At 68.7% G+C, this 24,154-nt stretch carries 24 protein-coding genes; 20 read left to right on the plus strand and 4 right to left on the minus strand.

Features of this window, described 5'->3' with window-relative positions; all coding sequences use genetic code 11:
* Positions 1–56 precede the first annotated feature (56 nt).
* From murC to J7E25_RS05110, 13 genes are all read left to right on the plus strand, one after another.
* Positions 57–1,457: a UDP-N-acetylmuramate--L-alanine ligase gene (gene murC / locus J7E25_RS05050; protein WP_214868571.1), complete on the plus strand. Its 1,401-nt coding sequence runs from the start codon at positions 57–59 to the stop codon at positions 1,455–1,457.
* 13 nt (positions 1,458–1,470) lie between these two features.
* Positions 1,471–2,520: an FtsQ-type POTRA domain-containing protein gene (locus J7E25_RS05055; protein WP_215009452.1), complete on the plus strand. Its 1,050-nt coding sequence runs from the start codon at positions 1,471–1,473 to the stop codon at positions 2,518–2,520.
* A gap of 168 nt (positions 2,521–2,688) precedes the next feature.
* Positions 2,689–3,885 (plus strand): cell division protein FtsZ, encoded by a 1,197-nt coding sequence (gene ftsZ / locus J7E25_RS05060; RefSeq protein WP_214868573.1) that lies wholly within the window; start codon positions 2,689–2,691, stop codon positions 3,883–3,885.
* A 31-nt stretch (positions 3,886–3,916) separates the two neighbouring features.
* Positions 3,917–4,588 (plus strand): YggS family pyridoxal phosphate-dependent enzyme, encoded by a 672-nt coding sequence (locus J7E25_RS05065; RefSeq protein ID WP_214868575.1) that lies wholly within the window; start codon positions 3,917–3,919, stop codon positions 4,586–4,588.
* 33 nt (positions 4,589–4,621) lie between these two features.
* Positions 4,622–5,098: a cell division protein SepF gene (locus J7E25_RS05070; RefSeq protein ID WP_214868577.1), complete on the plus strand. Its 477-nt coding sequence runs from the start codon at positions 4,622–4,624 to the stop codon at positions 5,096–5,098.
* 6 nt (positions 5,099–5,104) lie between these two features.
* A complete protein-coding gene (locus tag J7E25_RS05075; protein WP_214868579.1) occupies positions 5,105–5,410 on the plus strand; it encodes a YggT family protein in 306 nt (101 codons plus the stop codon).
* A gap of 115 nt (positions 5,411–5,525) precedes the next feature.
* On the plus strand, positions 5,526–6,212 hold the full coding sequence (locus J7E25_RS05080; protein ID WP_214868582.1) for a DivIVA domain-containing protein: 687 nt from the start codon (positions 5,526–5,528) through the stop codon (positions 6,210–6,212).
* Positions 6,202–6,825: a signal peptidase II gene (gene lspA, locus J7E25_RS05085; protein WP_251038824.1), complete on the plus strand. Its 624-nt coding sequence runs from the start codon at positions 6,202–6,204 to the stop codon at positions 6,823–6,825. The genes J7E25_RS05080 and lspA overlap by 11 nt, the downstream gene beginning before the upstream one ends.
* A 2-nt stretch (positions 6,826–6,827) precedes the next feature.
* Entirely contained in the window at positions 6,828–7,745 is a 918-nt protein-coding gene (locus J7E25_RS05090) for an RluA family pseudouridine synthase (protein ID WP_214868584.1), read from the plus strand.
* A gap of 149 nt (positions 7,746–7,894) precedes the next feature.
* Positions 7,895–11,362, plus strand: a complete 3,468-nt coding sequence (gene dnaE / locus J7E25_RS05095; protein WP_251038831.1) for a DNA polymerase III subunit alpha — start codon at positions 7,895–7,897, stop codon at positions 11,360–11,362.
* A 47-nt stretch (positions 11,363–11,409) separates the two neighbouring features.
* The gene (gene hisD, locus J7E25_RS05100) at positions 11,410–12,723 is read left to right on the plus strand and encodes a histidinol dehydrogenase (RefSeq protein WP_214868587.1); all 1,314 of its coding nucleotides are present in this window, start codon (positions 11,410–11,412) and stop codon (positions 12,721–12,723) included.
* A gap of 94 nt (positions 12,724–12,817) precedes the next feature.
* On the plus strand, positions 12,818–13,291 hold the full coding sequence (nrdR, locus tag J7E25_RS05105) for a transcriptional regulator NrdR (RefSeq protein WP_214868588.1): 474 nt from the start codon (positions 12,818–12,820) through the stop codon (positions 13,289–13,291).
* 42 nt (positions 13,292–13,333) lie between these two features.
* Positions 13,334–14,395: a quinone-dependent dihydroorotate dehydrogenase gene (locus J7E25_RS05110; RefSeq protein ID WP_214868589.1), complete on the plus strand. Its 1,062-nt coding sequence runs from the start codon at positions 13,334–13,336 to the stop codon at positions 14,393–14,395.
* A 62-nt stretch (positions 14,396–14,457) separates the two neighbouring features.
* Here J7E25_RS05110 and J7E25_RS05115 read toward each other — a convergent pair whose 3' ends face one another.
* Positions 14,458–15,519: an App1 family protein gene (locus J7E25_RS05115; protein ID WP_214868590.1), complete on the minus strand. Its 1,062-nt coding sequence runs from the start codon at positions 15,517–15,519 to the stop codon at positions 14,458–14,460.
* A 109-nt stretch (positions 15,520–15,628) separates the two neighbouring features.
* Here J7E25_RS05115 and J7E25_RS05120 point away from each other — a divergent pair, with 109 nt between their 5' ends.
* From J7E25_RS05120 to J7E25_RS05140, 5 genes are all read left to right on the plus strand, one after another.
* Positions 15,629–16,291, plus strand: coding sequence for a TetR/AcrR family transcriptional regulator (locus tag J7E25_RS05120; RefSeq protein ID WP_214868591.1), 663 nt, complete (start codon positions 15,629–15,631; stop codon positions 16,289–16,291).
* A 115-nt stretch (positions 16,292–16,406) separates the two neighbouring features.
* Positions 16,407–17,219, plus strand: coding sequence for an ABC transporter ATP-binding protein (locus tag J7E25_RS05125; RefSeq protein ID WP_214868592.1), 813 nt, complete (start codon positions 16,407–16,409; stop codon positions 17,217–17,219).
* Complete coding sequence (locus J7E25_RS05130; protein WP_214868594.1) at positions 17,216–17,905, plus strand: ABC transporter permease; 690 nt, start codon at positions 17,216–17,218, stop codon at positions 17,903–17,905. The genes J7E25_RS05125 and J7E25_RS05130 overlap by 4 nt, the downstream gene beginning before the upstream one ends.
* Positions 17,902–18,642: an ABC transporter permease gene (locus J7E25_RS05135; RefSeq protein ID WP_214868597.1), complete on the plus strand. Its 741-nt coding sequence runs from the start codon at positions 17,902–17,904 to the stop codon at positions 18,640–18,642. Before J7E25_RS05130 ends, J7E25_RS05135 begins: the two co-directional genes overlap by 4 nt.
* Positions 18,643–19,566 carry an ABC transporter substrate-binding protein gene (locus tag J7E25_RS05140; RefSeq protein WP_214868599.1) on the plus strand — a complete coding sequence of 308 codons (924 nt, stop codon included), beginning with the start codon at positions 18,643–18,645 and terminating at the stop codon, positions 19,564–19,566.
* Here the strand turns inward: J7E25_RS05140 and J7E25_RS05145 are convergent.
* The 3 genes from J7E25_RS05145 to J7E25_RS05155 are packed head-to-tail and all read right to left on the minus strand — an operon-like array spanning position 19,563 to position 21,614.
* Entirely contained in the window at positions 19,563–20,270 is a 708-nt protein-coding gene (locus J7E25_RS05145; RefSeq protein WP_214868601.1) for a DedA family protein, read from the minus strand. The genes J7E25_RS05140 and J7E25_RS05145 overlap by 4 nt on opposite strands.
* A 40-nt stretch (positions 20,271–20,310) precedes the next feature.
* The gene (locus tag J7E25_RS05150) at positions 20,311–21,237 is read right to left on the minus strand and encodes a M56 family metallopeptidase (RefSeq protein ID WP_308164373.1); all 927 of its coding nucleotides are present in this window, start codon (positions 21,235–21,237) and stop codon (positions 20,311–20,313) included.
* A 2-nt stretch (positions 21,238–21,239) separates the two neighbouring features.
* Entirely contained in the window at positions 21,240–21,614 is a 375-nt protein-coding gene (locus J7E25_RS05155) for a BlaI/MecI/CopY family transcriptional regulator (protein ID WP_214868603.1), read from the minus strand.
* A 109-nt stretch (positions 21,615–21,723) separates the two neighbouring features.
* Here J7E25_RS05155 and J7E25_RS05160 point away from each other — a divergent pair, with 109 nt between their 5' ends.
* Both J7E25_RS05160 and cydB read left to right on the plus strand, forming a co-directional pair.
* Positions 21,724–23,136 carry a cytochrome ubiquinol oxidase subunit I gene (locus J7E25_RS05160; RefSeq protein WP_214868605.1) on the plus strand — a complete coding sequence of 471 codons (1,413 nt, stop codon included), beginning with the start codon at positions 21,724–21,726 and terminating at the stop codon, positions 23,134–23,136.
* Between the two features lie 12 nt (positions 23,137–23,148).
* A complete protein-coding gene (cydB, locus tag J7E25_RS05165; RefSeq protein WP_214868607.1) occupies positions 23,149–24,153 on the plus strand; it encodes a cytochrome d ubiquinol oxidase subunit II in 1,005 nt (334 codons plus the stop codon).
* The last annotated feature ends 1 nt before the right edge of the window (position 24,154 follow it).

Here is a 24,154-nt window from a genome sequence, read left to right on the forward strand (position 1 = left end):
CCGAACGATTCATCGACCAGACCGAGATCGACCACACCGAGGAAGACCCGCACCCCGTGACCATCAAGCCCGACCTCTCCGTAAAGATCCCCGCCGAGCTCGGCGCCGTGCACTTCGTCGGCATCGGCGGATCCGGCATGAGCGGCATCGCACGGCTCTTCATCGGCGCTGGTCATCGCGTCACGGGCTCCGACGTGCGCGACTCCGACAACATCGCGGCCCTGCGCGAGCTCGGCGCCGAGATCGCGATCGGGCACGACGCCGCCAACCTCGGCAATGCCGATGCGGTCGTCGTGACCGGCGCACTGTGGGAGGACAACCCCGAGTACCGGCTCGCGCTCGAGCGAGGACTGCCGGTGCTCCACCGGTCGCAGGCGCTCGCCTGGCTCATCGCGGGCCAGCGTCTCGTGTCGGTCGCCGGCGCGCACGGCAAGACCACGTCGACGGGCATGATCATCACGGCCCTGCTCGAGCTCGGCGCTGATCCGAGCTTCGTGAACGGCGGCGTCATCGAGGAGCTCGGCGTGAGCTCGTCGGCGGGCGAGGGCGAGCTCTTCGTCGTCGAGGCCGATGAGTCCGACGGCTCGTTCCTGCTGTACGACACCTCGGTCGCCCTGATCACGAACGTCGATGCCGACCACCTCGACCACTACGGATCCCTCGAGGCGTTCGAGCAGGCGTTCGTCGACTTCGCCGATCGTGCCCGTGAGTCGGTCGTGATCTCGTCCGACGATGCCGGCGCGAAGCGCGTCTCCGAACGGCTCTCGCACGAGAACGTGGTCACCTTCGGCGAGGCGGCGGATGCCTCGGTGCGCGTGCACTCCATCGAGACCGACGGTCCTGTCTCATTCGCCATCTCCTACCGGGGCGTCGACCACCGCGCCACGCTCCGCATCCCGGGCCGGCACAACGCGATCAACGCAGCCGGCGCGTTCGCGGTGCTCGTCGGCCTCGGATTCGACCCCGCGGCATCCCTCGACGGCATCGCCCGGTTTGCCGGCACAGGCCGCCGCTTCGAGCTGCACGGCACCGTCGGAGGCGTGAGCGTCTACGACGACTACGCTCACCACCCGACCGAGGTCGCCGCCGCCCTCTCGGCGGCGCGCACCGTCGTGGGTTCCGGGCGGATCATCGCAGTGCACCAGCCGCACCTCTACAGCCGCACCAGGCTGTTCGCGAACGAGTTCGCCGAGGTGCTCGAGCGGTTCGCCGATGAGACGGTCGTGCTCGACGTCTACGGGGCGCGTGAAGACCCCGAGCCCGGCGTCACCGGCGCGCTCGTGAGCGAGCGGTTCGCGGACGCGACGCACGTCGCATACGTGCCCGATTGGCAAGAGGCCGCCGACTACACGGCGCGCATCGCGCGCGAGGGCGACTTCGTGATCACCCTCGGCTGCGGCGACGTGTACCGCATCGTGCCGCAACTGCTCGGCTCGCTCGAGCGGGAGCGCGGATGAGGGCGCGCGGCGCGTGAAGCGGCCGCAGGGGTTCGACCAGCCGGCCACGCGTCGTGCCGAGCGGCACAAGCCGCCCGACGAGGCGCCGCCCGTGGGCGAGTCGGCCGCCGCGGCGCCGCCCGTCGGCGCGTCCCAGCGGAAGGCCCGATCGAAGCGGTCGTCCGATCGCGATCGGGTGGCGACCGAGCCGATCGCGGTCATCGCGGCATCCGGCAGCACAATGTCGCACACCACCGATGCCGAGCCAGGGCAACTCGTCGCGGCATCCGGATCGGCCGTCGCGGAACGCTCGCGCGACGCCCGCTCGCCCAAGCGCGTCCTCGCGGCGGCCGCGCGAGAACGTCGCCGGTACGAGCGACTGGAGGTGCGCCGCTTCACGAAGCGGTCACGTCGCCGCCGGCTGGTCTGGACCGTGGTGCTCGGCTCGATCGCGGCGCTCGTCGCGGTCGTGATCGGCGGGGCCTACTCGCCCCTGATGGCACTGCGGGACGTGCGCGTCGAGGGTGCCCAGCGCATTCCCGCCGCCGACGTGCAGGCGGCCTTCGCCGGCATGCTCGGCACGCCGCTGCCACTCATCGCCTCGGCCGACGTGCATGACGCGCTCTCGGCGTTCCCGTTGATCGAGACGTACTCGACCGAGACGATTCCGCCCGGCACGCTCGTGGTGCGAATCGTGGAGCGCACGCCCGTCGGCGTCATCGACACGGGTGATGGCCTCGAGCTGGTCGACGCGGCCGGCGTGGTTATCGAACGACCCGACGCGCGGCTCGAAGGTCAGCCGCTCATCGAGGCCGAGGGCGGCATCGCGGGCGAGGGGTTCCGCGCCGCGGCCGCCGTCGTGCGGAGCCTGCCCGCCGAGGTGCGCGCGCAGCTCGTCGGCGTGCAGGCGGCGACCGCCGACGACGTGCGGCTCCAGCTCGCAGCGGGTGCGACGGTCGTGTGGGGGAGCGCTGAGGACTCGGAGCTGAAGGCGGCGGGGCTCGCGAGGCTCATGCAGGCGGCGCCGCCCGATTCGGTCTCGCAGTACGACGTCTCGGCGCCGTCGAGTCTCGTGACGGAGTGAATCAGGCGAATCGGATGCTGCGGGCACGAGTCTTGCGGGCGGTTCGCGACACGCGGGCTGTCCTTGCGCAGCGGCGGGCACGTCACACGTACCGTCAAGTCAGGAATTGCATACTCAGCAAGACTTTAACCTTCGACTAGAGGTTCAGAGTTTCGACGGAGGCCGGACGTGTCATCAAACCAGAACTACCTCGCCGTCATCAAGGTCGTCGGTATCGGCGGCGGCGGTGTCAACGCCGTCAACCGCATGATCGAACTCGGTCTCCGCGGAGTCGAATTCATCGCCATCAACACCGATGCGCAGGCGCTGCTCATGAGCGACGCCGACGTCAAGCTCGACGTCGGCCGCGATCTCACCCGCGGCCTCGGTGCAGGCGCCGACCCAGAGGTCGGTCGCCGTGCGGCCGAAGACCACGCCGAAGAGATCGAGGAGGCGCTTGCGGGCGCTGACATGGTCTTCGTCACGGCCGGCGAGGGCGGCGGCACGGGCACCGGCGGCGCACCCGTCGTCGCGCGCATCGCGAAGTCGATCGGCGCACTGACCATCGGTGTCGTCACCAAGCCATTCGGGTTCGAGGGCAAGCGTCGCCAGACGCAGGCCGAACAGGGCGTCGGCCGGCTGAAGGAAGAAGTCGACACGCTCATCGTCGTGCCGAACGACCGCCTGCTCGAGATCAGCGACCGCGGCATCTCGATGCTCGAGGCGTTCGCGACGGCCGACCAGGTGCTGCTCGCCGGCGTGCAGGGCATCACCGACCTCATCACCACGCCGGGCCTCATCAACCTCGACTTCGCCGACGTCAAGTCGGTCATGCAGGGCGCGGGTTCCGCGCTCATGGGCATCGGCTCCTCGCGAGGAGCCGATCGTGCGATCAAGGCGGCCGAACTCGCCGTCGCGAGTCCGCTGCTCGAGGCCTCGATCGACGGCGCGCATGGCGTGCTCCTCTCGATCCAGGGCGGCTCCAACCTCGGCATCTTCGAGATCAACGACGCGGCGCGCCTCGTGCAGGAGGCCGTGCACCCCGAGGCGAACATCATCTTCGGCGCGGTGATCGACGACACCCTCGGCGACGAGGTGCGCGTCACGGTCATCGCCGCCGGATTCGACGGGGGTGAGCCGAGTTCGAGTGCGAAGCCCGTCGAGGCACGGCGCTCGAACTTCGCCACTGCGGCCGTCGGCGCCGGAATCGGCGGCTCCGCGCTGTCGGGCGACACCGGCGATGCCATCGGCGAGATCAACATCGATGAGCTCGTCGAGACGGCGAACTGGGGCGAGGCGTCGACAGGTGCAGGCGACCAGATCGTCTCTGACCCCGCCTTCGACAGCGGCGACGACGATCTCGACATTCCCGACTTCCTGAAGTGAGCGGCGCGCTCCAGACCGGTAGGCGGTGCGCATGAGCGTACTCGCCGACCGGCTGGCCGCCGTGCGCGCGGCCATCGCCGAGACCGCTGAGGCGGCCGGGCGATCGCCCGACGAGCTCACGACCGTGGTCGTCACGAAGTTCCAGCCCGTCTCGCTCGTGGCCGAGCTCGCGGAGCTCGGCGTGCGCGACATCGGCGAGAACCGCCACCAGGAGGCGCAGGCGAAGGCGGCCGAGCTGGCAGGCCTCGGGCTCCGCTGGCACTTCGTGGGTCAACTGCAGAGCAAGAAGGCCAGGCAGGCGCTCGCCTACGCGTCGGTGATCCACTCGGTCGACCGGCCCGGCCTCGTCGACGCGCTGCGATCGGATGTGGCATCCGTCGACTGCTTCGTACAGGTGAACCTCACCGACGACCCGGGGCGGGGCGGCGTCGCGCCGAACGAGCTCGACGCCCTCGTGGAGCGCGTGCTGGCGGCATCCGGACTCCGACTGCTCGGTCTGATGGCGGTCGCACCGCTCGGCGAACCCGCTCGCCCTGCGTTCGCACGCATGAGGGAGTACTCGGAACGCATTCGTCGAATCGCTCCGGACGCGCGAGGATTGTCCATGGGAATGTCCCACGACTACCGCGACGCGATCATGGAAGGTGCGACACACCTCCGGATCGGCACCGCAATCACCGGGAATCGGCCGGTCGCCGGTTAGCCTCGAAGAGACGGAAAACAGACGGAGGCAGCGATGTCGAACCCGCTCAAGAAGACCATGGTCTATCTCGGACTCGCCGATGAGGAGTTCGAAGACGAGACTCCGCAGACGCACGCGCAGCCACAGGCTGCGCCGATCGTGCACGCCGCCCCGGCGCCGAAGACCGGCGCGGCGGTGACGCCACTCCGAAAGCACCACGCACAACCGAGCACACCGCAGGCGGAGATGAACGAAATCCTGACCGTGCACCCGCGTCAGTATCGAGACGCGCAGGTGATCGCCGAGTCCTTCCGTGATGGAGTGCCGGTGATCATCAATCTGTCGCAGATGTCGGATGCCGATGCGCGGCGCCTGATCGACTTCGCGAGCGGGCTCTCGCAAGGCCTCTACGGCAAGATCGAGCGCGTCACGAGCAAGGTGTTCCTGCTCTCGCCCGCACACGTGGTGGTCTCGGGGGAGACCGGTGAGACCGAAGGCGACGTCGACGCGTCGTTCTTCACGCACGCGTAGCTGCACGTGGGCGCGTTCTCCGTCGTCTGGAGCATCCTCTACACGTTGCTCCTCATCTATTTCTTCGTGATGTGGGGGCGCTTCATACTCGACCTCGTGCGCACGTTCAACCGATCCTGGCGACCCCGGGGGGCGTCGCTCGTGATCGTCGAGGCCGTGTACAGCGTCACCGACCCCCTGGTGCGGTTCTTCCGGCGGGTCGTGCCGCCGATCCGCATCGGCCAGATCGCGCTCGACCTCGGGTGGAGTCTCGCGATGCTCGTCATCATCGTGGCCATGACCGTGGTGTCATGGCTCGCTGCCGCGGGCTGATGATCTCCTGCGAGGAGTGGGGCCGAGACGATCGGCACTGCGCCTCTCAGGATCTCTTTGCTAGCGTTAGCTGAACATGTTCGAAACAGTTCGACAGATTTGAGGGTGGAAAGCCATGGCGCTAACTCCGGAAGATGTGGTCAACAAGCGCTTCCAGGCGACGAAGTTCCGGGAAGGGTACGACCAAGACGAGGTCGATGACTTCCTTGACGAGGTGGTCGTCGAGCTTCGCCGGCTGAACCAGGAGAACGAGGAGCTGCGCCAGCGAGTGAACGCGGCCGAGGCCCGTGCCGCGGAGGCCGGCAAGGCATCCGCCGCGGCGCCGGCGCCTGCCGCGGTCTACACCGAGCCTGCTGCGCCGCCGCCCACGGTGGCCGTGCCGACGCAGGCTCCGGCCCCGCAGTCGGACTTCGACGAGCAGGCCAGCACGACCAACCTCCTGCAGCTGGCCCGCCGGCTGCACGAGGAGCACGTGCGCGAGGGCGTCGAGAAGCGCGACGCGCTCATCGCCGAAGGCCACGCAACGGCGGCTCGCGTCGTTGCCGAGGCCGAGGCGAAGCAGCGCGCCCAGATGGGCATTCTCGACCAGGAGCGTCTCGCGCTCGAGAAGCGCGTCGACGAGCTTCGGGTGTTCGAGCGTGAGTACCGGCAGAAGCTCAAGAGCTACATCGAGGGCCAGCTGCGCGACCTCGACACGGCAGCACCCGTTTCCGTCTCGGGCAACCAGGGCTTCTCTTCGCCGGTGAGCGCGGGCGTGCCGGCCGAGCAGCCTGCGCCGACCTTCCAGGGCTTTGGAGGCTGAGCGGGCCGCCAAGGTCGGCATCGCCAGTGCTCTCCTGGTCTTGGCCGGCGCCGCGATTGCGGCGTACGGCCTCGACCAGTTGAGCAAGTTCCTCGTCGTCTCGAACCTGACCGAGGGCGAAATCGTGCCGGTGCTCGGGTCAGCGCTGGAGTGGCGGTTCGTGCGCAACCCGGGCGCGGCGTTCTCGCTCGCGAGCGGCATGACCTGGATCTTCACCATCCTCGCGGCCGCCGTGATCACGTTCATCGTGTGGTTCGCGCGTCGCATCCACTCCATCGCGTGGGCGGTCGTGTTCGGGTTGCTCCTCGGCGGCGTGCTCGGCAATCTCACCGATCGACTCATGCGAGAGCCGAGTTTCGGCCTGGGGCACGTCGTCGACTTCATCTCGACGCCGTGGTTCATACCGGCCATCTACAACTTCGCCGACATCGCGATCGTGTCGAGCATGGTGCTCTTCATGGTCCTCACGATCCGCGGCGTCGGGCTCGACGGAACTCGCGATGTTCGGCCGAACACGGTGGCGCCCGATGCCGCGGCGAGCGACGCGGCGAGCGACGCGGCGAGCGACGGCCGCGCGTTCTCGGCGAGCCCTGAGCTCGCACGCGAGTCCTGAGCATGGAGCATCGCTCGTTCCCCGTTCCCGACGGGCTCGACGGCGCACGCGTCGACGCGGGCCTCGCCAAGCTCCTCGGCTTCTCGCGCACGCTCGCGGCCGAGATCGCGACGGAAGGCGGCGTGCTGCTCGACGGGACTTCCGTCGACAAGTCCGACCGCCTTCGCGGTGGTGCGTGGCTCGAGGTGAGCTGGGAGCCGCCGCGCACGCTCGCGATCGAGCCGATCGCAGTCGCCGACCTCGGCATCGTCCATGACGACGCCGACCTCGTCGTGGTCGACAAGCCTGCCGGCGTCGCGGCACATCCGTCGCTCGGCTGGAACGGGCCGACCGTGGTCGGCGCCCTCGCGGCCGCCGGGTTCCGCATCTCCACCTCGGGCGCACCCGAGCGCCAGGGTGTCGTGCACCGGCTCGACGCGGGCACCAGCGGGCTCATGGTCGTTGCGAAGTCCGAACGTGCCTACACAGAGCTGAAGCGCCAGTTCCACGACCGCGAGGTGGAGAAGATCTACCACACCGTGGTGCAGGGTCGCCCCGACCCCCTGGCCGGCACGATCGACGCACCGGTCGGCCGGCATCCCCGCTCGGAGTGGAAGTTCGCGGTGCTCGCTGGCGGCAAGCACGCCGTGACGCACTACGAGACGCTCGAGGCCTTCCGCGCCGCGTCGCTCCTCGAGGTGCACCTCGAGACCGGGCGGACGCACCAGATCCGGGTGCACATGGCGGCGCAGCGGCATCCGTGCGTCGGCGACACCATGTACGGCGCCGATCCCACGCTCTCTGCACGCCTCGGCCTCAGCCGGCAGTGGCTGCACGCGCGACAGCTCTCGTTCACGCACCCCGCCGGGGAGTGGGCGACCTTCGTCTCGGAGTACCCGAGCGACCTCGCGCACGCGCTCGAGGTGCTGCGCGGCGACTGACGGGCGCGTGCACGCGAGTCCTGATGCCGCCGGGTCGCAGGGTCGCCATAGACTTTGAAGACCCCCGGAACCGAACTCGCAGCACCCCGATTTGGAGCCCAGTGGCCACCGATTCCTTCGTCCACCTGCACGTGCACAGCGAGTACTCGATGCTCGACGGTGCAGCACGGGTCGGCGAGCTCATCCAAGCCGCGAAGGGCGAGGGGATGCCCGCCGTCGCCATCACCGACCACGGCAACGTGTTCGGCGCGTACGACTTCTGGAAGCAGGCGACCGACGCCGGCATCAAGCCGATCATCGGCACCGAGGCCTACATCACGCCGGGCACGGCCCGCGGCGACAAGACCAGGGTGCGCTGGGGCAACGGCGGCGGCGACGACGTGTCGGGTTCCGGCGCCTACACCCACATGACCCTGCTCTCCGCGACGACGGAGGGCATGCACAACCTCTTCCGGCTCTCGAGTCGCGCCTCCATCGAGGGCTACTACTTCAAGCCGCGCATGGACCGCGAGCTCCTGCAGACGTATTCGAACGGGCTCATCGCCACCACGGGCTGCCCGAGCGGCGAGGTGCAGACCAGGCTGCGGCTCGGGCAGTACGACGAAGCACTCAAAGCGGCATCCGACTATCGCGACATCTTCGGCCGCGAGAACTACTTCGCCGAGATCATGGACCACGGGCTCGGCATCGAGAAGCGCATCATGGACGACCTGTTGCGCCTCGCGAAACAGCTCGATCTCCCGCTCGTCGCCACGAACGACCTGCACTACACGCACGCGCACGACGCGAAGAGCCATGCGGCACTGCTCTGCGTGCAATCTGGCTCGACCCTCGACGACCCGAACCGGTTCAAGTTCGACGCCGACGAGTTCTACCTGAAGACCGCGGCAGAGATGCGCCACCTCTTCCGCGATCACCCCGAGGCGTGCGACAACACGCTGCTCATCGCCGAGCGCTGCGACGTGAAGTTCAACACGAGCGCGAACTACATGCCCCGCTTCCCGGTGCCCGAGGGTGAGAGCGAAGAGAGCTGGTTCGTCAAGGAGGTCGAGCGCGGGCTCCACGTGCGGTATCCCAACGGCATCCCCGACGAGGTGCGAAAGCAGGCCGACTACGAGGTCGGAGTGATCCTGCAGATGGGGTTCCCCGGCTACTTCCTCGTCGTCGCCGACTTCATCAACTGGTCGAAGAACAACGGCATCCGCGTCGGGCCGGGCCGTGGCTCCGGTGCGGGCTCGATGGCGGCCTACGCGATGCGCATCACCGACCTCGACCCGCTCCAGCACGGCCTCATCTTCGAGCGCTTCCTGAACCCCGACCGCGTCTCGATGCCCGACTTCGACGTCGACTTCGACGAGCGTCGTCGCGGCGAGGTCATCAGGTACGTCACCGAGAAGTACGGCGACGAGCGAGTCGCGCAGATCGTCACCTACGGCACGATCAAGGCGAAGCAGGCGCTCAAAGACAGCTCGCGCGTGCTGGGCTTCCCGTTCGGCATGGGCGAGAAGCTCACGAAGGCGATGCCGCAGGCGATCATGGGCAAGGACATCCCGCTCACGGGCATCCTCGACAGGGATCACCCTCGCTACAAGGAAGCGGGGGACATCCGCGCCCTCATCGAGACCGATCCCGAGGCGAAGACGGTCTTCGAGACGGCGCTCGGCCTCGAGAACCTGAAGCGGCAGTGGGGCGTGCACGCCGCGGGCGTCATCATGTCGAGCGATCCGCTCATCGACATCATCCCGATCATGAAGCGGGAGCAAGACGGCCAGATCGTCACGCAGTTCGACTATCCCGCGTGCGAGGCCCTCGGTCTCATCAAGATGGACTTCCTGGGGCTTCGCAACCTCACGATCATCGACGACGCGCTCGACAACATCGGGGCGAACCGCGGATTCCGGCCGGTGCTCGAAGATCTCGCCCTCGACGACCGTGCTGCGTACGAGTTGCTCAGCCGGGGCGACACGCTCGGCGTCTTCCAGCTCGACGGCGGGCCGATGCGCTCACTGCTTCGTCAGATGAAGCCCGACAACTTCGAGGACATCTCGGCCGTCATCGCACTGTACCGCCCGGGCCCCATGGGCGCGAACTCGCACATCAACTACGCCCTGCGCAAGAACGGGCTGCAGCCGATCACGCCGATCCATCCCGAGCTCGAAGAGCCGCTGCGAGAGATCCTCGACACGAGCTACGGCCTCATCATCTACCAGGAGCAGGTGATGGCGATCGCCCAGCGCGTGGCGGGGTTCTCCCTCGGCCAGGCCGACATCCTGCGACGTGCGATGGGCAAGAAGAAGAAGTCCGAGCTCGACAAGCAATACGAGGGCTTCAGCGGCGGCATGAAGGCCAACGGGTTCTCGGATGCCGCGATCAAGATGTTGTGGGACATCCTCCTGCCCTTCTCCGACTACGCCTTCAACAAGGCGCACTCGGCCGCCTACGGCGTGCTGAGCTACTGGACCGCCTACCTCAAGGCGCATTTCCCCGCCGAGTACATGGCGGCGCTGCTCACGAGCGTGGGCGACGCCCGCGACAAGCTCGCGCTCTACCTCAACGAGTGCCGTCGCATGGGCATCAAGGTGCTGCCACCCGACGTGAACGAGTCGATCGGGTACTTCGCCGCCGTCGGCGACGACATCCGCTTCGGCCTCGGTGCGGTGCGCAACGTCGGCTTCAACGTCGTCGACGCCATCAGGGCTGCCCGAGAGCAGAAGGGGCGCTTCGAGTCGTTCCACGACTTCCTGAAGAAGTCGCCGCTCCAGGTCGCCAACAAGCGCACCGTCGAGTCGCTCATCAAGGCGGGCGCGTTCGACTCGCTCGGCGCCACGCGTCGGGCCCTCGTCGAGATCCACGAGAGTGCGGTCGAGTCCGTCGTGAAGGAGAAGCGCGCCGAGGAGGTCGGCGACTTCGGGTTCGACTTCGACAGCCTCTTCGAGGAGCACGAGAAGCACGCGGTGACCCTCGTTCCCGACCGGCCCGAGTGGGCCAAGCGCGACAAGCTCGCGTTCGAGCGCGAGATGCTCGGCCTGTACGTCTCCGACCATCCGCTCGCAGGACTCGAGGCGCCGCTCGCGAAGCACGCCTCGACGACGATCACCGACCTCCTGAGCTCGGACTCCACCCAAGACGGCGACACCGTCACGGTTGCAGGACTCGTCACGAGTGTGCAGCATCGCGTGGCGCGCCAGAGCGGCAACCAGTACGGCATGATCCAGGTCGAGGACTTCTCGGGCGACATCACGGTGATGTTCATGGGCAAGGCCTACCAGGAGTTCGCACCCGGACTGAAGGGCGACTCGATCGTCGTGGTGCGCGGCCGGGTGAGCATGCGCGACGACGGCATGAACCTGCACGCCTACAGCGTCTTCTCGCCCGAACTGGGCCAGGGCGACGAGGTCGGGCCGGTCATCATCTCGCTGCCCGACGTGCGAGCCACGACCGACACGATCTCTGCACTGGGCGACGTGCTGATCCGGCATCGAGGCGAGACCGAGGTGCGCTTGCGGCTCGTGAAGGGCCGCTCGGCGCGGGTGTTCGAGTTGCCGTACCCCGTGCGCGTCACCGCCGACCTCTACGGGGAGCTGAAGAGCCTGCTCGGCCCGAACTGCCTCGTGTGACGATGGCGGTCTCGCCCCGGCGATGTGCTCGCTAGGCTGGATCCGCCATGCTGCGTACCATCGACCTCCGCGGAACCCGTCCGACCCAGCGAGAGCTGCTCGCGCTCGTGCCGCGGGCCGCGACGGATGTCTCCGCCGCGCTCGAGGTCGTGCGCGCGCTCATCGACGACGTGCGAGAGCGGGGTGAGGCCGCGCTCCTCGACCAGGCCGAGCGACTCGACCGGGTGCGACCGACGGCAGTGCGCGTTCCCGTCGAAGAGCTCGACGAAGCGCTCGCCGGGCTGGCCCCCGACATCCGCGACGCCATCGAGCGCACCATCGCCCGCGTACGTGCCGCGAGTGCCGCGCAGGTGCCGGCGCCGGAGACGACCGTGCTCGGCGACGGCGCGGTGATCGAGCAGCGCTGGCAGCCCGTCTCCCGTGTCGGCCTCTACGTTCCCGGCGGCAAGGCCGTGTACCCGTCGAGCGTCGTCATGAACGTCGTGCCGGCGCAGGTCGCGGGCGTGCGGTCCATTGCCCTCGCCTCGCCGCCGCAAGCCGTGTTCGGCGGACGGGTGCACCCGACTGTGGCGGGCGTCGCCGCGCTGCTCGGCATCACCGAGGTCTACGCGATGGGCGGTGCCGGAGCGATCGCTGCGTTCGCCTACGGCGTCGACGGCATCGGACTCGACCCCGTGCAACGGGTCACCGGCCCCGGCAACGTCTACGTCGCGGCGGCCAAGCGGCTCGTGCAGGGCGTCACCGGCATCGACGCCGAAGCCGGCCCCACCGACATCCTCATCATCGCCGACGACTCCGCCGACGCCGACTTCGTCGCGGCCGACCTCGTGAGCCAAGCCGAGCACGACGAGCTCGCGGCAGTCGTGCTCGTCACCGATTCCGCGGCCTTCGGCGACGAAGTGCTCGAGCGGCTCGCGGAGCGCGTCGCGGCCACGAAGCACCGCGATCGCGTGCGTGAGGCGGTCACCGGCGCGCAGTCAGCGCTCGTGCTCGTCGACGACCTCGTGCAAGCGACCGACTTCGCCAACGCATTCGGACCGGAGCACCTCGAGATCCAGGTGCGCGACACCGATGACGTGCTCTCGCGCATCGAGAACGCGGGGGCGATCTTCGTCGGCGCATACTCGCCGGTCAGCCTGGGCGACTATGCCGCGGGCTCGAATCACGTGCTCCCCACGGGAGGCCAGGCGCGGTATGCCGCCGGGCTCTCGGCGGCGACGTTCCTGCGCCCGCAGCAGGTCGTCCGCTACGACGAGGCGGCCCTTCGCGAGGTCGCGCCCGTCATCGCGGCACTCTCGAACGAGGAAGACCTCCCCGCGCACGGCGAGGCCGTGACGGCGCGCTTCGGCGATCGGCGCTGACACCGGTTCGGGTCATCCGCTGACGCCGGTTCGGGTCATCCGCCGCCGGGCCGGCAGCCGCCCGGTCCTCCACCGCCGCTAGGCTGGAAGGACCATGCACTGTCCGTTCTGCCGTCACCCAGACTCACGCGTCATCGACTCGCGCACGAGCGACGACGGGCTCTCGATCCGTCGCCGTCGCCAGTGCCCCGAGTGCGGGCGGCGGTTCTCGACCACCGAGACGGCGAGTCTCGTCGTGATCAAGCGCAGCGGAGTGGTCGAGCCGTTCAGCCGAGAAAAGGTCGTGCTCGGCGTCAAGAAGGCATGCCAGGGCCGCCCCGTCACCGACTCCGACCTCGCGGTGCTCGCGCAGAAGGTCGAGGAGACCATCCGTTCGACGGGCGCTTCGCAGATCGAGGCGAACGACATCGGTCTCGCCATCCTGCCGCCGCTCCGCGAGCTCGACGAGGTGGCGTACCTGCGATTCGCGAGCGTGTACCAGGCCTTCGAGTCGCTCGACGACTTCGACGCCGCCATCGGGCAGTTGCGCGCCGAGCACGGCCGGCTCCCGGCGCGCCCCGTCGAGTGAGCCGTCGGCCGGGCGGCGCGACTCCGATAGCCTGAGTCCGGCATGTATCGACTCCTCTTCTCCCTCTTCCTCTCGCGCATGGATCCCGAAGACGCGCACCACTTGGCGTTCCGGCTCATCCAACGGCTCCCGGTGTTCGGTCTCGGCCGGCTCGTCGAGCGCTTCACCGCGCCCGATCCGGCGCTTGGCGTCGAGGCGCTCGGGCTTCATTTCCCATCCCCGTTCGGTGTCGCCGCGGGCTTCGACAAAGACGGCTTCGCCGTACGCGGGCTCGGCCACCTCGGGTTCGGCCATGTCGAGGTCGGCACGATCACGGCGGTCGCACAGCCGGGCAATCCACGTCCGAGGCTGTTCCGGCTCACCGCCGATCGTGCGCTCGTGAACCGCATGGGGTTCAACAACGGCGGCGCGGATGCCGCGGCGGGGCGCCTCTCGCGCCTGTCGCGCCGCACCGATCGACCGGTGCTCGGCGTGAACATCGGCAAGAGCCGCGTGACACCGGTCGACGAGGCCGTTGCCGACTACGAGCGGAGCGCGCGCGTGCTCGCACCGTTCGCCGACTACCTCGTGGTCAATGTGAGCTCCCCGAACACCCCGGGTCTGCGCGGGCTGCAGGAGCTCGACGCCCTCGCGCCGCTGCTCGAGTCCGTGAAGGTCGCCGCGGGACAGACCCCGTTGCTCGTGAAGATCGCGCCCGACCTCGCCGATGACGAGATCGGGCGCATCTGCGAACTCGTCGTGAGTCTGGGGCTCGACGGCATCATCGCCACGAACACCACGATCGCATGCGAGGGCCTGACGGCGCCGGCATCCGTGGTCGAGGCGATCGGGGCGGGCGGCCTGTCGGGCGCGCCCCTCGCGGCTCGTTCGCTCGCCGTGCTCCGGCTGATCCGCGACCGGGTCCCGGCCGAGCTCTGCGTCGTGTCGGTCGGAGGTGTGGAGACTGCGGCCGATGTGCAGGATCGCCTCGATGCCGGTGCCACGCTCGTGCAGGGCTACACCGCGTTCATCTACCGTGGGCCGTTGTGGGCACGGCAGGTGAACCGAGGGCTTCTTCGGTACCGCCGCAATCGCTCCGCCGTGGCGTCATCGCAGGCGGTGTAGAGGCCGGGAGAGAGGCCGAAAATCCTCTGCGTACCTGAGGACTTCTCGACCATGTACCCCGATCAGAGCATGCCGACATCGGCGAGCTGGTCGGCGATGGTCGAGCCATCGCTCGCCGAGACCCACGGCACGTCGTCTGCTCCGTGCTGCTCGGCCTTCGTCCGTCCGCCGGCGAGCACGGCCTCACCGGTCGATAGGCGCCGGATCGCGATCGCCGCGACGCGGCCCGGGTGCTCTGCCGCGAATCGGGCGTAGAGCTCTTCGTCGTGCTGTCCGTCGTCGCCGATGAGCAGCCACCGAACGTCGGGGAACTCCTCTGCGAGCCGCTTGAGGTTCTCCTCCTTGTGCGCACGCCCGCTGCGGAACAGGCGGTCATGCGTCGGGCCCCAGTCGGTGAGGAGCAGCGGCCCGGCCGGATAGAGGTTGCGTGAGAGGAACCTCGTGAGCGTCGGCGCGACGTTCCATGCGCCAGTCGAGAGGTAGATCACCGGTGCTCCCGGGTGGGAGCGCACGAGGCGTTCGAAGAGCACGGCCATGCCGGGAGTCGGGATGCGGGCGTGTTCGTCGAGCACGAACGTGTTCCACGCCGCCACGAGCGGTCGTGGCAGGGCGGTGACCATGACCGTGTCGTCGACGTCGGAGATGATGCCGAAGTGCACCTCGGGGCCGACGATCCAGATCGGCGCGTCGACCGACTGGGAGCCCTCGGTGTGCAGCGTCGCCTGGTGCCAGCCGGGAGCGAGCTGCACCGGCACCCTCGTGTCGACGACGCCGCCGCGGTCGGCGAGCACCTCGATGCGCTCGCCGCCGACCTCGATGACGACCGACACGCCGCCGATCGGCACGCTCGTGAAGCTGCGCCACCCGCGGATGCCCTGTTCGCCGCGACGGCGACGGCGCTTCGACGGCTCATTCGGATCGATCGGCCGGCTGAGCAGCACACGGCAGAAGATGCGTGCCCAGTCGGTGGATCCGTAGCCGGTGTACGGCACGATCGTGGGCACCTGGCCACGACGGCGAGCCCAGCGTTCGCGCACCTCGTGCACCCAGTCTTCAAGGCGCGCGGCGCGATGCCGGACCTGGCGCTCTACGGATCCGGCCGGAGTTGGGGAGCTCGCCGGCATCCCATCAGTCTGGCATGCAGCCACCGTGGGTTGCGAAACGCGATCGGCGTGGGTGGTGTCGTGTACCCCGGTCGTCCCGGTAGAGTAGATGCGCAACTGAGGAGGTTCCGTGCCGAACATCGACGTGATTCTGGGGGCCGAGCCCGGCCGGAAACGGCCTGTTCGCACAGAGCCCACGCAACGTCGCAGTACGCAGCGGCTCGACGCCCTGCTCGATGCCGCCGCCGAGATCGTCGACGAGACCGGCTTCGAGCGGTTGACGACGCAGATGGTCGCCGAACGCGCCGGCGCGTCGATCGGCACCGTCTACCGGTACTTCCCCGATCGCGTCGCCGTGCTGCACGCGCTCCGTGAGCGTTGCATCCGGCGCTATCGCGAGCGGGTGGCCGACGAGTTGGCGCGCGTCGAGCTCACGGAGTGGTGGGATGTCGTCGACGTCGCGCTCGATGCGTGCGCGGCGTCGTACCGCGAAGAGCCCGGCTTCAGCGTCGTGCAAGCCGCCGCGCGAGAGACCGCGGCCGACGACATGGAGCCCGAGTTCGCGCACCGCATGGCACGCCTCATCGAGGCGGAGTTCGGCGGCGAAGCCGAGCCGACCGAACTGCGTTTCCGGTTGGGCATCGCGATCGAGCTCGGCGACGCGCTCATCAGCCGTGCGTTCGAGCGCGAGGCATCCGGCGATGAGCGCTACCTCGCCGAAGCGAAGCGCCTCGTGCAAACCTATCTCGCCGAGCACCTTGGCGAGGCGCTGCGCGCGAGCACCGCCGCCTGACGACGCGAGGCACCCTCCGACGACGCGCTTGCCGCGCCGTTTGCCTCCCGGCGTGAATGGTGTTTGGCTTGGATCCGCACGTCGAATGACCGCCCGACACGGGGATTGAGGCCAGATGATCGAGTTCCGCGGCGTCACCAAGCAATTCCCCGATGGCACCGTGGCCGTCGCCGGTGTCGATATCGTCATGCCGCCGCACAAGACGACCGTGCTCGTGGGTTCCTCGGGCTCCGGCAAGACCACCCTGTTGCGCATGATCAACCGCATGGTCGATCCCACGAGCGGCCAGGTGCTCATCGACGGTGCGGATGTCGCAACCGTCGACCCGGTACGCCTTCGTCGCGGCATCGGCTACGTGATGCAGAACTCGGGCCTGCTGCCGCACCGCAAGGTCATCGACAACATCGCGACCGTGCCACTGCTGCGCGGCACGAGCAAGGCCGAGGCACGCGCGCACGCGCTTGAACTGCTCGACACGGTGGGCCTCGATCGCTCCCTCGCCGACCGATACCCGAGCCAGTTGTCGGGCGGCCAGCAGCAGCGTGTCGGCGTGGCGCGAGGCCTCGCGGTGGATCCGAACATCCTGTTGATGGACGAGCCGTTCGGGGCGGTCGATCCGATCGTGCGGGCCGAACTGCAGCAGGAGCTGCTGCGATTGCAGGGCGAGCTCGGCAAGACCGTCGTCTTCGTGACGCACGACATCGACGAGGCGTTCCTGCTCGGCGACCAGGTGGTGATCATGCAGCAGGGCGGCAAGATCTCGCAAGCGGCGGCGCCGGCCGAGATCCTCGCGAATCCGGCCGACGAGTTCGTCGCGGACTTCGTCGGGGCCAACCGGGGCAAACGTGCGCTGCACCTCACCGAGGTCGATGGTCGCAGCGTCGTCGTCGACGCCGACGGCCGCCCGGCTGGGGTCCTCGCCCCGTGAACTGGCTCTGGTCGAACCTCGACCAGGTCGGCGAGCTCATCCTCGTGCACCTGGCATTGTCGGTGCCCGCGATCATACTGAGCTTCGTGGTGTCGGTTCCGATCGGGTGGTTCGCCCATCGATATGAGTGGTCGCGCAGCGTGCTCCTGTCGTTGTGCGCGCTGCTCTACGCCGTCCCGTCGCTCGCGGTCTTCATCGCGCTGCCCGCGGTGACCGGCCTCAGCCTGCGATCACCCCTGAACCTGGTCATCGCACTCACGCTCTACGGCATCGCCGTGATCGTGCGAACGGCGGCCGACGCGTTCGATGCCGTGGATCGCGACGTGCTCCAGTCGGCCACCGCCATGGGGTACTCGACGGCCGGGCGCTTCTGGGGCGTCGAGCTCCCGCTCGCCGGACCGGTGCTCCTCTCCGGTCTGCGGGTCGTCGCGGTGAGCACCGTGAGCCTCGCGACCGTCGGCGCGGTGATCGGGGTGCAGAGCCTCGGCAGTCTCTTCACCGACGGCTTCCAGCGTGGCATCGAGGTGGAGATCATCGCCGGCGTCGTCGCGACGATCGCGCTCGCGCTGCTGATCGATTGGTCGTTGGTGCGCATCGGGCGGTTGCTCATGCCGTGGTCGCAGCCCGACGTGAAAACCGGCCGCGCCAAGTCGACGACGCTCGTCGAGCAGGCGGATGCCGCATGAGCCTCTTCCTCGATGCCCTCGCGTGGCTCTCCGACCCCGCCCACTGGAGCGGCGACGGGAGCATCCGACAGCGCATCGGCGAGCACCTGTGGATCTCGCTCGTCGTGCTCCTGATCGCAGCGGCGATGGCACTGCCGGTGGGCGCGGCCGTGGGCCACACCGGTCGTGGCCGCGAACCCGCCGTCAGGGTGTCGGGCGGACTCCGCGCCCTGCCGACCCTCGGCGTGCTCACCCTCTTCGCCCTCTGGCTCGGCATCGGCCTGCAGGCGCCGGTCATCTCGCTCGTCATCCTCGCGATCCCGCCGCTCCTCGCGGGGGCCTACGCGGGCTTCGAGTCCGTCGACCGGCGCACCATCGACGCGGCTCGCGCGGTCGGCATGCGCGAGATGCAGATCGTCGGCAAGGTCGAGCTCCCGCTCAGCCTGCCGATCGTGGTCGGTGGCATCCGCTCGGCCGCCCTCCAGATCATCGCGACCGCGACGCTCGCCGCCTACGTCGCCGACTTCGGCCTCGGCCGGTTCATCTTCGAGGGCCTGAAGATCCGTGACTACGGCGAGATGCTCGGCGGCGCCATCCTCGTCATCGTCCTCGCCCTCGTCGTCGACGGGTGCTTCGCCGCCACCCAACGTCTCGTGGTGCCCGCCGGGGTGCGGGCCACGAGGTCTCCAGTGCTTCGCTCCGGGCCGGCCCGGCCACGAGCGGTCGTGGGGCAACCCATCAATGAAGGGAATCAATAGATGATCACAGCAGGAAAAGGCCGGCTCGCTGCCCTCGCAGCGGTCGCGGTCGGGGCGACAGTGGCCCTGGCAGGGTGCGCATCCGGGAATCCACTCGACGAGGGATCGGGCGATGGCGGCACCTCGGAGACGATCGTCGTCGGCTCGCAGGACTACTACTCGAACGAGATCATCGCCGAGCTGTACGCCCAAGCACTCGAGGAGAACGGCTACACCGTCGATCGCCAGTTCCGGATCGGCCAGCGCGAGGTCTACATCCCCGAGCTCGAGAGCGGCGGCATCGACGTCTTCCCCGAGTACACGGGCAACCTCCTCCAGTACTACGTGCCCGACACCGAGGCCACGACGAGTGACGACGTGTACGCCGAGCTCGAGACGTCCCTCCCCGAGGGGCTCCGCGTGCTCGACCAGTCGCCGGCGACCGACCAGGACTCCTACAACGTCACGAAGGAGTTCTCCGAGGCGAACGGCGTCACGAGTCTCGCCGATCTCGCGAGCGTCACCACGCCGCTGACGCTCGGGGGCAACTCCGAGCTCCAGACCCGGCCGTACGGCCCCGAAGGGCTCAAGGAGGTGTACGGCGTCGACGTCGCCTTCACCCCGATCGAAGACAGCGGCGGCCCGCTCACGCTCAAGGCGCTCGAAGACGGCCAAGTACAGATCGTCAACATCTACAGCGCCAACCCCGCGATCGCGACGAGCGACCTCGTGACGCTCGAAGATCCCGAAGGGCTCTTCCTCGCCTCCAACGTCGTGCCCGTCGTGAGCGAGAAGGTCACCGACGAGATCGCCGAGATCATCAACACCGTGAGCGCCGCGCTCACCGCCGAAGACCTCGTCGAGCTCAACGCACAAAGCGTCGATGAGCAGCAGTCGGCTGAAGACATCGCTGCCGACTGGCTGGCCGAGCAGCAGCTCTTCTAACGGCCCACGTCGAGATTCGAGGGGTCGGATGCTGCGGCATCCGGCCCCTCGTCGGTGGGTTCGACCGCCGCCACCATGTGCTTGGCCTCCGAGCGCATGAGCAGCTTCTTCACGCCCCAGACGCCGAAGAGGAAGAGTGCGATCACGCCGACGAAGAGGTAGCCGGCCCAGTGCAGGTCACGGCTGAGCTCACGGTAGCTGCCTGCGGCGAGCGAGCCGGCGCTGACGTAGGCGAATGCCCAGACGACGCAGGCGGGCACGGTCCATGAGAGGAAGCGCCGGTACCGCATCGTGCTCATGCCGACGGTGAGCGGCACGAGTGAATGCAGCACGGGCAGGAAGCGCGAGATGAAGACCGCAGGTCCGCCGCGCCGATCGAGGTAGCGCTGGGCTCGGTGCCAGTTGTGCTCTCCGATCCGCCGGCCGAGCCGCGAGTGCAGGATGTGCGGCCCGAACCACCGTCCGAGTGCGAAGCCGATGCTCTCGCCGGCGAGTGCGCCGAGGATGACCGTGACCGTGAGCGCGAAGTACTCGACGACGCCCCCGACGGCCGTCGAGGCGACGAGCACGACGGTGTCGCCCGGCACGACGAGCCCGATGAGCACTGAGGTCTCGAGGAGGATGCCGACGCCCGCGAGCAAGGTGCGGGCGATCGGATCGACGCTCTGCACGGTGTCGAGGATCCAGTCGAGGATCTCGTTCATGCGTTCGAGCGTATCGAGCCGCGTGACCGGGCGCGTCAGACTAGCGGAGGATTCCGAGCATCGCGGCGACCGGCAGGGCGACGAGGGCAGCGGATGCCGCGACCACCGCCGCGCGCAGCGCGAAGGCCAACTCGCCGCGATCGGATCCGATCCGGGCGAGCCGCGCGGCGAGCATCGCGGCGTCGGGACTCACCCCGCCCGCGTCGGCGTACGCGCCGAGCTCGCCCTCGCTGCCGACCCGTTCGATTGCTCGCCGGAGCGGATCGGCACCCACTTCGCGCCGCGCGCGGTCGTCGGCGAGCATCTCGGTGAGCCACGCGACGGAGCGCTCGGCGCGATTCGCGATCGGGAACCAGGGGAGTGCACTGTGCCAGGCACGGAAGGCCAGGAGCACGAGGTGGTGGAACTGGTCGAGGTGGGCCCGCTCATGCGCGATGACCGCGGCGAGCTCGTCGTCGTCGAGCGCATCGACGAGCCCGGCGGTGAGCACGGTCGCGGTGCGGATGCCCGGCACGCAGTATGCGAACGGCACGGAGTGGGCCAGCACCCTGGTGTGCGGCTGACCGGGCAGCGGGTCGCTCAGCACGTCGATCAGCTGGTGCTGCCGGCGACGTTCGCGCTCCGCCCGCACCGCGGTCGACGCGAGATTCAGCGAGAGGTGCACGGCGAGCAGGGTAGCGAGTGCGAGGGCGGCGAGCTGCACGAGCCCGAAGCCCGCCGGGATCGGTCCGGCGATGAGGTGAGGGAGGAGTTGGGCGGCGGCGGCGAGCAGGGAGCCCGCCGGCGCGGCTCCGACGGCGAGGAGGCATCCGATCATCGACAGCCCGCCCGCGAGCGCGATCGCCTGCCACAGCGCGACGGCGATCGCGGGGGAGCGGGCAGGCCACGATGCTCGTGAGAGGGCGACGGGGACCGGCCAGGCGAGGGCGAACGCCAGCGCGCCGAGCGATGCTGCGACGACGAGCACGGTCAGCGGTGGGTGTGCTCGTCGAGCAGACGCCGGAGGATGGCGGCCTCGCCGTCGCTCACTGAGCCGACGAAGCGGGCGAGCGCGGCGTCGCGGTCGCTCGCGCGGTCGAGCACCTCGTGCATGAGCTCGGCCGTGTGCTCTTCGCGGCTGAGGAGTGCGCGGTACCGGTGGGGACGCACGTCGCGTGCGCGGGAGACGAAACCCTTCCGCTCGAGACGGGAGAGCACGGTGAGCACCGTCGTGGTCGCGACGGCCCGCGCCGGCCCCTCGCCACGCTCCGCGAGACGGTCGCGCAATTCGTTGGCGGTGAGCGCGGCATCGTTGCTCCACAGGAGCTCCATCACGGAGCGCTCCAGTTCACCGAGACTCGCCATGCCTCCAGACTACCGTCGGCGTGCCAAATGTTCTACGCTCTGTAGAAGAAAGTTCTACACGTTGTAGAACAACGAGGGCCGTGAGGCGATCGTGTGAGAAGGGGCATCCGTGAACGAACTGCTCGACCCCCTGCTGCTGTCGAGATGGCAGTTCGGCCTCACCACCGTCTACCACTTCCTCTTCGTGCCTCTCACGATCGGCCTCGCGAGCACCGCCGCCGTCTTCCAGACCGCGTGGTACCGCACCGGCAGGGCCGAGTACCTCCGCATCACACGGTTCTTCGGCTCGATCTTCCTCATCAACTTCGCGATGGGCGTCGTCACGGGCATCGTGCAGGAGTTCCAGTTCGGCATGAACTGGTCGGAGTACTCCCGTTTCGTCGGCGACGTGTTCGGCGCACCGCTCGCGCTCGAAGGCCTGCTCGCGTTCTTCTTCGAGGCGACCTTCATCGGGCTCTGGATCTTCGGCTGGGACAAACTGCCCCGCGGCCTTCATCTTGCGACGATCTGGGCGACGGCGATCGGCAGCATCATGTCGGCGTACTTCATCATCGCGGCGAACGCGTTCATGCAGAACCCCGTCGGCTACGAGATGAATGCCGAGAAGGGGCGCGCCGAACTCGTCGACATCTGGGCACTGCTCACGAACCCCGTCGCCCTCGCCGCGTTCCCGCACACGATCGCGGCGAGCTTCATGGTCGCCGCTGGGCTCATCATCAGCGCCGCCGCCTGGCACCTCGCGCGCAACCAGCACCTCGACACCATGCGCACGGCGCTGAAGTTCGGTCTCTGGACGATGGTGGTCGCCGGCGCACTCACGACGATCTTCGGCGACCAGCTGAGCCTCGCGATGGTCGCGACCCAGCCCATGAAGATGGCTGCGGCCGAAGCCACGTACGACACGGTCTGCGCCGCGGATGCCTCGTTCTCGCTCTTCACCCTCGGCACACCGGACGGCTCCACCGAGCTCTTCTCGATCAGGGTGCCCTACTTGCTGTCGTTCCTGTCGACGCACACGTTCGACGGGTGCGTCGAGGGCATCAACGACCTCCAGGCCGACTACACCGAGCTCTACGGCCCGGGCGACTACGCGCCGATCATCTGGATCACCTACTGGGCGTTCCGGTGGATGATCGGCCTCGGCCTCCTGCACGTCTTCATCGCGGTCGTCGGCCTCTGGGTCACGCGAGGCGGCCGCACCCCGAAGCAGCCGTGGGTCTGGCGGGTCGCCATCTGGAGCTTCCCGCTCTCGCTTGCCGCGATGATCGTCGGCTGGGTCTTCACCGAGATGGGTCGCCAGCCCTGGATCGTGTTCAGCCTGCTGCCCACCGAGTCGGCGGTCTCGCCGAACGTGAGCGTGCTCGAGGTGCTCATCTCCCTCGTCGCCTTCACCCTGATCTACGGTGCCCTCGCGATCGTCGAAGTGCGGCTCGTCATCCGCGCGATCAGGAGCGGGCCGCCCGAGGTGGGCGAACCCGATCCCGAGACCGGCCGCGTCGAGCCCGCCACCACGGTGTACTAGGAGGAAACGGACATGGATCTCTCAGTTCTGTGGTTCTGGATCGTCGCGTTCCTCTTCGTCGGCTACTTCGTGCTCGACGGATTCGACTTCGGCGTCGGGATGTCGCTGCCCCTCCTCGGTCGCGACGAGACCGACCGTCGCGTGCTCATCAACACGATCGGCCCGGTGTGGGACCTCAACGAGACGTGGGTCATCGTCGCGGGCGCCTCGCTCTTCGCGGCATTCCCGGAGTGGTACGCGACGTTGTTCTCGGGGTTCTACCTCCCGTTGCTGCTCATCCTGCTCGCGCTCATCGCTCGCGGCGTCTCGTTCGAGTACCGTCATCAGCGCCCCGAGGCGGCGTGGAAGCGACGGTTCGACGGCATGATCACCGTGGGCTCCGCCCTCCCTGCACTGTTGTGGGGCGTCGCCTTCGCGAACATCGTGCAGGGCGTGCCCCTCGATGCCGGGCACAACTACACCGGTACCCTCGTCGACCTGCTGAATCCGTATGCCCTCCTCGGCGGGGTCACGACGCTGCTGCTCTTCCTCACGCACGGCGCGGTGTTCGTCTCGCTGAAGACGGAGGGCGAGCTGCGGCACCGTGCACGGCACCTCGCGACCAGGGCCGGGGCCGTGACCATCGTCATCGCAACGGCGTTCCTGCTCTGGACGGGTCTGGCCTTCGGGACACCCTGGTTCTGGGTCTTCGCGCTCGTCGCCGCCGCGGCACTCATCGGCGGCTGGCTCGCGAACACTCGCTCCGCTGAGCGAACGGCTTTCACCCTGCTCGCGATCACTGTCGCAGCCGCTGTGCTCGCGCTGTTCTCAGCGCTGTTCCCCGAGGTCATGCCGGCGTCGAACGACCCCGCCAACAGCCTGACGATCGCGAACGCGTCGAGCTCGACGTACACGCTCACCGTCATGAGCTGGACGGCGCTCATCTTCCTGCCGCTCGTGCTCGCCTACCAGGGCTGGACCTACTGGGTGTTCCGGAAGCGCGTCACCCGCGCCTCGATCGACGCTGCGGCGCACTGAC

The organism is Agromyces sp. ISL-38 (assembly GCF_018613935.1).
In the GTDB taxonomy this organism is placed as follows: Bacteria; Actinomycetota; Actinomycetes; order Actinomycetales; family Microbacteriaceae; genus Agromyces.

Coding starts and splice junctions, on each gene's coding strand:
- J7E25_RS05065 (WP_214868575.1), top strand. CDS start 3,917: ATGAGCGTACTCGCCGACCGGCTGGCCGCCGTGCGCGCGGCCATCGCC.
- J7E25_RS05155 (WP_214868603.1), bottom strand. CDS start 21,614: ATGGCGAGTCTCGGTGAACTGGAGCGCTCCGTGATGGAGCTCCTGTGG.
- nrdR (WP_214868588.1), top strand. CDS start 12,818: ATGCACTGTCCGTTCTGCCGTCACCCAGACTCACGCGTCATCGACTCG.
- J7E25_RS05135 (WP_214868597.1), top strand. CDS start 17,902: ATGAGCCTCTTCCTCGATGCCCTCGCGTGGCTCTCCGACCCCGCCCAC.
- J7E25_RS05080 (WP_214868582.1), top strand. CDS start 5,526: ATGGCGCTAACTCCGGAAGATGTGGTCAACAAGCGCTTCCAGGCGACG.
- J7E25_RS05140 (WP_214868599.1), top strand. CDS start 18,643: ATGATCACAGCAGGAAAAGGCCGGCTCGCTGCCCTCGCAGCGGTCGCG.
- J7E25_RS05110 (WP_214868589.1), top strand. CDS start 13,334: ATGTATCGACTCCTCTTCTCCCTCTTCCTCTCGCGCATGGATCCCGAA.
- J7E25_RS05070 (WP_214868577.1), top strand. CDS start 4,622: ATGTCGAACCCGCTCAAGAAGACCATGGTCTATCTCGGACTCGCCGAT.
- J7E25_RS05090 (WP_214868584.1), top strand. CDS start 6,828: ATGGAGCATCGCTCGTTCCCCGTTCCCGACGGGCTCGACGGCGCACGC.
- hisD (WP_214868587.1), top strand. CDS start 11,410: ATGCTGCGTACCATCGACCTCCGCGGAACCCGTCCGACCCAGCGAGAG.
- dnaE (WP_251038831.1), top strand. CDS start 7,895: ATGCTCGACGGTGCAGCACGGGTCGGCGAGCTCATCCAAGCCGCGAAG.
- cydB (WP_214868607.1), top strand. CDS start 23,149: ATGGATCTCTCAGTTCTGTGGTTCTGGATCGTCGCGTTCCTCTTCGTC.
- J7E25_RS05125 (WP_214868592.1), top strand. CDS start 16,407: ATGATCGAGTTCCGCGGCGTCACCAAGCAATTCCCCGATGGCACCGTG.
- J7E25_RS05115 (WP_214868590.1), bottom strand. CDS start 15,519: ATGCCGGCGAGCTCCCCAACTCCGGCCGGATCCGTAGAGCGCCAGGTC.
- J7E25_RS05145 (WP_214868601.1), bottom strand. CDS start 20,270: ATGAACGAGATCCTCGACTGGATCCTCGACACCGTGCAGAGCGTCGAT.